This window comes from Methylobacterium sp. Gmos1, assembly GCF_053764715.1.
On record NZ_JBSNCC010000010.1, the window covers coordinates 218,227 to 225,636 of the forward strand.

General features: G+C 69.8%; 5 protein-coding genes and 1 pseudogene. 2 read left to right on the top strand and 4 right to left on the bottom strand.

The annotated features are described in order from the left end of the window. Positions 1-60: 60 nt before the first annotated feature. Positions 61-1,377, bottom strand: a complete 1,317-nt coding sequence (locus ACS5PV_RS19995) for a replication-associated recombination protein A (protein ID WP_455397086.1) — start codon at positions 1,375-1,377, stop codon at positions 61-63. Positions 1,378-1,547: 170 nt separating this feature from the next. On the opposite strand from ACS5PV_RS19995, the gene ACS5PV_RS20000 reads away from it, so the two are divergent. Then, entirely contained in the window at positions 1,548-2,597 is a 1,050-nt protein-coding gene (locus tag ACS5PV_RS20000; RefSeq protein ID WP_455397087.1) for a hypothetical protein, read from the top strand. Between the two features lie 146 nt (positions 2,598-2,743). Here ACS5PV_RS20000 and ACS5PV_RS20005 read toward each other — a convergent pair whose 3' ends face one another. The 3 genes from ACS5PV_RS20005 to dnaK form a co-directional block, all read right to left on the bottom strand. Further along, positions 2,744-3,388 (bottom strand): class I SAM-dependent methyltransferase, encoded by a 645-nt coding sequence (locus ACS5PV_RS20005; protein WP_455397088.1) that lies wholly within the window; start codon positions 3,386-3,388, stop codon positions 2,744-2,746. A gap of 165 nt (positions 3,389-3,553) precedes the next feature. Beyond that, a complete protein-coding gene (gene dnaJ / locus ACS5PV_RS20010; RefSeq protein WP_455397089.1) occupies positions 3,554-4,726 on the bottom strand; it encodes a molecular chaperone DnaJ in 1,173 nt (390 codons plus the stop codon). Positions 4,727-4,873: 147 nt separating this feature from the next. Beyond that, positions 4,874-6,790, bottom strand: a complete 1,917-nt coding sequence (gene dnaK, locus ACS5PV_RS20015) for a molecular chaperone DnaK (protein ID WP_455397090.1) — start codon at positions 6,788-6,790, stop codon at positions 4,874-4,876. Positions 6,791-7,168: 378 nt separating this feature from the next. Between dnaK and ACS5PV_RS20020 the strand changes: the two are divergent. Further along, positions 7,169-7,410: pseudogene (locus tag ACS5PV_RS20020) on the top strand (hypothetical protein); the annotation flags it as partial.

Here is a 7,410-nt window from a genome sequence, read left to right on the forward strand (position 1 = left end):
GCGATCGGCAGGGTTGTTCACACAACCGTCACGCGCGCGGCGGCCCGGCACGGTCCGGAACTAGGATTCGTCCCCGGCGCGCTCGCGGCGTGCCGCCGCCCACCATTCCAGCCGCTCGGCGACCCGCCGCTCGAAGCCCCGGTCGGTCGGCGCGTAGAAGTGCTGCCGCCCCAGGCGCTCCGGCCAGTAATCCTGGCCCGAGAAGGCGTCGGGCTCGTCGTGGTCGTAGCGGTAGCCCTCGCCGTAGCCGAGCTTGCGCATCAGCTTGGTCGGCGCGTTGAGGATCGTGCGGGGTGGTGGCAGCGAGCCGTGCTCCTTGGCCGTGCGGGTCGCGGCCTTGTAGGCGGCGTAGAGGGCGTTCGATTTCGGGGCGGTGGCGAGGTAGACCGCCGCCTGCGCCAGCGCCAGCTCGCCTTCCGGCGAGCCGAGGAAGTCGAACGCCTCCTTGGCGGCGTTCGCCACCACGAGCGCCTGCGGGTCGGCGAGCCCGATATCCTCCACCGCCGCCCGCACCAGCCGGCGGGCGATGAACAGCCGGTCCTCGCCGGCATCGAGCATGCGGCAGAGGTAGTATAGGGCGGCGTCTGGGTCCGAGCCGCGGATCGTCTTGTGCAGCGCGGAGATCAGGTTGTAGTGGCCCTCCTGCGCCTTGTCGTAGACGGGGGCGCGCCGCTGGATCAGCTCCTGCAACAGGGCGGCGTCCAGGGTCTCGTCCGGTCCCGTCGAGCGCCAGACCTCCTCGGCCAGCGTCAGCGCCGCACGCCCGTCGCCGTCGGCCATCCGCACCAGCACCGCGCGCGCTTGCGGGTCGAGGGGCAGCGCCCGGCCGGTCACCGCCTCGGCGCGGTCGAGGAGGCGGGCGATCGCCGCCTCGTCGAGGGCGCGAAACACCAGGACCCGGGCGCGGGAGAGGAGCGCGGCGTTCAGCTCGAAGGACGGATTCTCGGTCGTGGCGCCGACGAGCGTCACGGTGCCGTCCTCGACCACCGGCAGGAAGGCGTCGAGCTGGGCCCGGTTGAAGCGGTGGATCTCGTCGACGAAGAGAAGCGTGCCGCGGCCCGCCGCCCGCCGGGCGCGCGCCGCCTCGAACACCTTCCGGAGTTCGGCGACGCCGGAGAAGATCGCCGAGATCTGCTCGAAATGCAGGTCGGTCTCGCCGGCGAGCAGGCGCGCCACCGTGGTCTTGCCGGTGCCGGGCGGTCCCCACAGGATCAGCGAGCCGAGGTTGCGCCCGCGCAGGAGGCGGGTCAGCGCGCCCCCCTCCCCGGTCAGGTGCTCCTGCCCCACCACCTCGGCGAGGCTCGTCGGCCGCAAGGTGTCGGCGAGGGGGCGGGGCGCGTCGCGCTCGAGGCCGGCGGAGACGAACAGGTCGGACATGGCCGCATCAACACCCGCCGGGCGCAAGGCCGCAAGGCCCCCGCCCGCTCCGCCCACCGCGAGGGTGATCCGGCGCGCCGGAACTGCTAGGTTTGCCGTCGCGCGCCCGGGTCGCGGCGGCAGGCCCGCCGCGGCCTTGCCGCGTCGCCGTCTTCAGCCTAGCAAGCAGCATGCGATTCAACTTCAACGTCGTCGGCCCGGCGAGCTTCGAGCTCTGGATCGCCCCCGACGACATGCGCCGCACGCCGCGCGTCCGCGTGGTCATGGACCGGACCCGGGAGACCGTGATCGAGGCGTGGGTCCATTATCCGCAGCTGAAGGAATTCGGCTGGCACGCCCACGGCACCTGCGGCTTCAAGCTCGACGCAGAGAGCTGCCCCGGCCTCGACCAGGCCGGGCGCTACGACATCTACGACGCCGACACCAACATCCTGCTCTACCGGCACCGCACCGACGCCGCCCACCGCGCGGCCCGCGTGCTGGCGCTCGACTACACGATCAACCAGGACAACGCCGCCCGCGACATGCTCTTTCCGGAATTCGCGATGGCGTATTTCGGCGTCCACGACATCCATTTCGATCTCTTACGCTGCATCATCGACATCAAGTACAGCGATTCGATGCTGCTCCAGGGCAGCGTTCTCCTGAAGCGCTACGAGGACGTGATCCAGGGCGGCGAGTACGTGAAGACGATCCTGGTCGTCGATCCCTACGTGGAACTGGCCAAGCGCATCCTGTACCTGCGCCGGATGGCCGAGATCGGCAAGGACCCGGCCCAAAGCTGGCGCGTCGACCACCTGCAGGGGCCCAGCGCCTTCGCGGCCGGGCTCGACCTCGGCAGCCTCTCGGCCTTGCGCAAGGGATTCGACCGCATCGACCTCGAGACATATGCCTGGCTGGAGAACCCGCTCACCCGCGACCTCTCCTGCACCTTCCCGGGCGAGGCGATGAAGCCGGGGCATTGGACGCTGGCGATCGAGGCGCTGTCGCGCTTCCACGTCATCGGCCACCAGCACTTCTGGGGCGCCTACACGGCGATGCTGACCGACGTGCTCAAGCTCGAAGGCCCCGCCGTACCCGAGCGCCGGGTGCCCGAGCCGGTGCTCGAACTCGCCGAGACCCTGAGCCGGGTGAAGGCCACCCTCGGCCTCGTCGAGATGGACATCAACCTCAGCGACAAGGTCTACACCATCATCGAGAACCAGTGGGAGAAGGCGTGAGGCCTCCTTCCCTGCGCGGGAGCCAGACTAGCCGCTGACGTTCCCGCAATCTCCGCGTCATCCCGGGGCTCTCGCCTGCTGCGGCACCGGAATGACCCAGAGGATTTCAGAACTCGTCCAGGACGCCGGATGGCCCTGCGGTTCTCTCAGGGCCGGCGATAGACCCACACCCGCGCCGGCGGCAGGTTCAGCCACACCTTGTTCGAGCGGCTGGCGGTGTAGGTTGTGGACTTGGCCGGGATCGGCGGCACCACCGCGTAGGTGAACTGCACGAACGGCGCGTCCGGATGCATCAGGTCGTGGGCGGCGCTCAGGAGGTCGAGGCGCTGCTCCAGGGGCTTGGTGAACAGCGGCAGGCTCGAGATCGTGGCGCAGGCCTGCTCGGCGACCACGCCGGCCAGCGTCGCGCGGATATCGTAGGCGTCGCCCTGGAGCACCGTGGCCTTCGGGAAGCGCCGGCGCAGCAGGGTGCAGAAATCCGGGTTGTACTCGACGAGGACCAGACGCTCCTGCGCGATGCCGCGGCGCACCAACGCGTCGGTCACCGGGCCGGTGCCGGGTCCGAGCTCGATCACCGGCCCGGACAGGCGCGGATCGACGTAGGACGCCATGGTGCGGGCGAGCATCCGGCCCGACGGCGTCACAGCGCCGGTGACCAGGGGCCGCTCGAACCAGGAGCGCAGGAACCGCGCCTCGTCCTCCAGGATGTCGCGCTTCTTCTGGGGCTGCGGGTGGGGCAGCGGGCTGGAGACCGCGACGGCTTTGGCCCTGGATCGGTGAGGCAAAGGCAAGACCGAAGACCCTTGAACACGCGAAGAAAGATCGGTTGGCGAACGGCTGTCGTTCAAAGGCGCGCTGCCGTCAAGCCTGACGCGCTCGAACGCGACCCGCGAACCACGCAATCCCGTCGCGCGACAGAACGCGCGAGGGCTGCGTCGGTTCGCCCGCCCTTGCGGTCAGGCGCGGCCGGAACCGCTGAGCCCGTCGAAGAACTCCTTCACCCGGGAGAAGAAGCCGGCGCTCTCCGGGTGGTTGTCGGCATGGGTGCCGTGGGTGTCGAATTCCTGCAGCAGCTCGCGCTGGCGCTTGGTGAGGTTCTGCGGCGTCTCGACGAAGACCTGGATGTAGAGGTCGCCGACGTCGCGCGAGCGCAGGACCGGCATGCCCTTGCCCTTGAGGCGGAACTGCTTGTTGGTCTGGGTGCCGGCCGGGACACGGACCGAGGTGTGCGAGCCGTCGATCACCGGCACGGTGATCTCGCCCGAGAGCGCCGCCGTCACCATCGAGATCGGGACGCGGCAGAAGAGGTCGGCGCCGTCGCGCTGGAAGAACGGGTGCGGCTTGATGGCGAGGAAGATGTAGAGGTCGCCCGCCGGTCCCCCGCGCAGGCCCGACTCGCCCTCGCCGGCGAGCCGAATGCGCAACCCGTCGTCGACGCCGGCCGGGACGTTGATCGAGAGCGTGCGCTCGCGGGTGACGCGGCCGGCGCCCGAGCAGGCCGGGCACGGATCCTCGATGATCTCGCCGCGGCCCTGGCAGGCCGGGCAGGTCCGCTCGATGGCGAAGAAGCCTTGGGCCGCCCGCACGCGGCCGTAGCCGGCGCAGGTCGGGCAGGTCTTGGGCTTCGAGCCCGCCTTGGCGCCTGAGCCCGCGCAGACCTCGCAGGTGACCGAGGTCGGCATCTTGATCGTCTCGGTCTTGCCGGTGAAGGCCTCCTCGAGGCTGATCTCGAGGTTGTAGCGCAGGTCGGCGCCGCGCTCGCGGCCGCCGCCCGGACGCCCACCCTGGCCGCCGGGGCGCCCGCCGCCCGGTCCGCCGCGGGCGTCGCCGAAGAACGTGTCGAAGATGTCCGACATGAAATCGCCGAACTCGTTGCCGAATCCGGGACCGCCCTGCCCCCCCTGCGAGAAGGCGGCATGGCCGAAGCGGTCGTAGGCGGCACGCTTCTGCCCGTCGGACAGGCACTGGTAGGCCTCGTTGAGCTCCTTGAACTTGAGCTCGGCCTCCTTGTCGCCGGGGTTGCGGTCGGGGTGGTAGACCATCGCCAGCTTGCGGAAGGCCGACTTCATCTCACCGTCGGTCGCGGTGCGGGCGACGCCCAGCACCTCGTAGTAGTCGCGCTTCGACATTCCTGTCCCCGGCCCCGCCGAATCCCCGTCGGGCATCGTCCATACACGTCCGGTCCCCGGCGCCGTTGTCGGCGCCGGGGACCGGGTCGCACTTCATCACTGGGCCGCACGGATCTCAGATCCGTGCGGCAAGCTCAAGGCGTATCTTTACGCCCGCTTCTTCTGGTCCTTGTCGTCGACCTCCTGGAAGTCGGCGTCGATGACGTCGTCCTTCTTCGCCTCCGCGCCCGGGGCGCCGGCGGCGGCGTCCGGAGCGGCCTGGCTCGCGGCGTACATCGCCTCGCCGAGCTTCATCGAGGCCTGCATCAGGTCGGTGGTGCGGGCCTTGATCTGCTCGACGTCCTCGCCGGCGAGCGACTGGCGCAGGGCGTCGATGGCGGTGGTGATCGCGGCCTTGTCGTTGGCCGGGACCTTGTCGCCGTGCTCGGTCACCGACTTCTCGGTGGCGTGGATCAGGCTCTCGCCCTGGTTCTTCACCTCGACCAGCTCGCGGCGCTTCTTGTCGTCGGCGGCGTTGGCCTCCGCCTCCTGCACCATCCGCTGGATGTCGGCGTCGGAGAGGCCGCCCGAGGCCTGGATGCGGATCTGGTGCTCCTTGCCCGTCGCCTTGTCCTTGGCTGTCACGTTGACGATGCCGTTGGCGTCGATGTCGAAGGTCACCTCGATCTGCGGCAGGCCGCGCGGGGCCGGCGGGATGCCGACGAGGTCGAACTGGCCGAGCAGCTTGTTGTCGGCCGCCATCTCGCGCTCACCCTGGAAGACCCGGATGGTGACCGCGTTCTGGTTGTCCTCGGCCGTCGAGAACACCTGCGACTTCTTGGTCGGGATGGTGGTGTTGCGGTCGATGAGCCGGGTGAACACGCCGCCCAGCGTCTCGATGCCGAGCGAGAGCGGGGTCACGTCGAGGAGCAGCACGTCCTTGACGTCGCCCTGGAGCACGCCGGCCTGCACCGCCGCGCCGATCGCCACGACCTCATCCGGGTTGACGCCCTTGTGGGGCTCCTTGCCGAAGAAGGTCTTCACCTGCTCCTGGACCTTCGGCATGCGGGTCATGCCGCCGACGAGCACGACCTCATCGATCTCGGAGGCCGAGACGCCGGCATCCTTGAGCGCCTTGCGGCACGGCTCGATCGTGCGCTGCACCAGGTCGTCGACCAGCGACTCGTACTTGGCGCGGCTGAGCTTGAGCGCCAGGTGCTTCGGGCCGCTCGCGTCGGCGGTGATGTAGGGCAGGTTGATCTCGGTCTGGGTCGCCGAGGACAGCTCGATCTTCGCCTTCTCGGCGGCCTCCTTGAGGCGCTGGAGGGCGAGCTTGTCCTTGGTCAGATCGATGCCCTGCTCGCGCTTGAACTCGGCCGAGAGGTACTCGACGATGCGGTTGTCGAAGTCCTCGCCGCCCAGGAACGTGTCGCCGTTGGTCGACTTCACCTCGAACACGCCGTCGCCGATCTCCAGGATCGAGACGTCGAAGGTGCCGCCGCCGAGGTCGTAGACCGCGATCAGGCCGGTCTTCTTCTTGTCGAGGCCGTAGGCGAGCGCCGCCGCGGTCGGCTCGTTGATGATGCGCAGCACCTCGAGGCCGGCAATCTTGCCGGCATCCTTGGTCGCCTGGCGCTGGGCGTCGTTGAAGTAGGCCGGGACGGTGATGACCGCCTGGGTGACCGGCTGGCCGAGATGGGCCTCGGCGGTCTCCTTCATCTTCTGCAGCGTGAAGGCGGAGATCTGCGACGGCGAGTAGGGCTTGCCGTCCGCCTCGACCCAGGCGTCGCCGCCGCTCGAGCGGGTGATCTTGTAGGGGACGAGCCCCTTGTCCTTCTGCGTCATCGGGTCGTCGTAGGTGCGCCCGATGAGGCGCTTGATCGCGAAGAAGGTGCGCTCGGGGTTCGTCACCGCCTGGCGCTTGGCCGGCTGGCCGACGAGCCGCTCGCCGTCATCCGTGAAGGCGACGATCGACGGGGTGGTGCGCGCGCCTTCCGCGTTCTCGATGACCTTGGGCTGCGTGCCTTCCATCACGGCCACGCAGCTGTTGGTGGTGCCAAGGTCGATGCCGATCACTTTACCCATGGTGGGATCCCTCGTTGGTGTTTTTTAAGCAGACCGCCGAGCCCCGAAGCAGCTCGGCCCATGGCGGTACTTGTCGAATGGTTTGAGCCCGGGCGGGCCGGACCGCGCCCCGCCGGAAACCCGGCGAGCGGGGGGAGTTGCCCGCGCCGAGCCGGATATAAGAAGGCGGTTTCGGAGCCGCAAGGCGAGCCAGGCCGGCTCGCGCACCGTGATTCGCAAGGGCCCCGCCAGGGATCTGCAATGCCCCCGCCAGGGATCCGCAACGGCCCGCCCCGGGGTGCGCTTCCCCTGCGACCCACGGTCAAGCCGCCACGACAATGTTGCGGGCTTGCCACGCCCCTGCCACGGACCGCATGCTAGGAAGCGACACGAGGATCATTGGGAATTTCCGTCCTCGTGCCGTTCTGCTGGAGCCTGATGCAGCCCGTTCGCCCCTCCCTCCGCCCGATGGCCCTGCCCGCGCTGGCGGCCCTGCCTCTCGCGGCGGTCCTGATGGTGGCGCCGGCCCCGGCCTCGGCCCAGTCCTTCCTCGAGGAATTGTTCGGCATCGGTCGCGCTGCGCGCCCGCCGGCGCCGCCGGCCCCGGTGCCGGGCGCCCGCCCCCCGGGCGAGGCGCCGCC

What these genes read in the sequence shown, in the direction of transcription:
- ACS5PV_RS20000 (WP_455397087.1), top strand. Translation starts at nt 1,548, where the DNA reads ATGCGATTCAACTTCAACGTCGTCGGCCCGGCGAGCTTCGAGCTCTGG.
- ACS5PV_RS19995 (WP_455397086.1), bottom strand. Translation starts at nt 1,377, where the DNA reads ATGTCCGACCTGTTCGTCTCCGCCGGCCTCGAGCGCGACGCGCCCCGC.
- dnaJ (WP_455397089.1), bottom strand. Translation starts at nt 4,726, where the DNA reads ATGTCGAAGCGCGACTACTACGAGGTGCTGGGCGTCGCCCGCACCGCG.
- dnaK (WP_455397090.1), bottom strand. Translation starts at nt 6,790, where the DNA reads ATGGGTAAAGTGATCGGCATCGACCTTGGCACCACCAACAGCTGCGTG.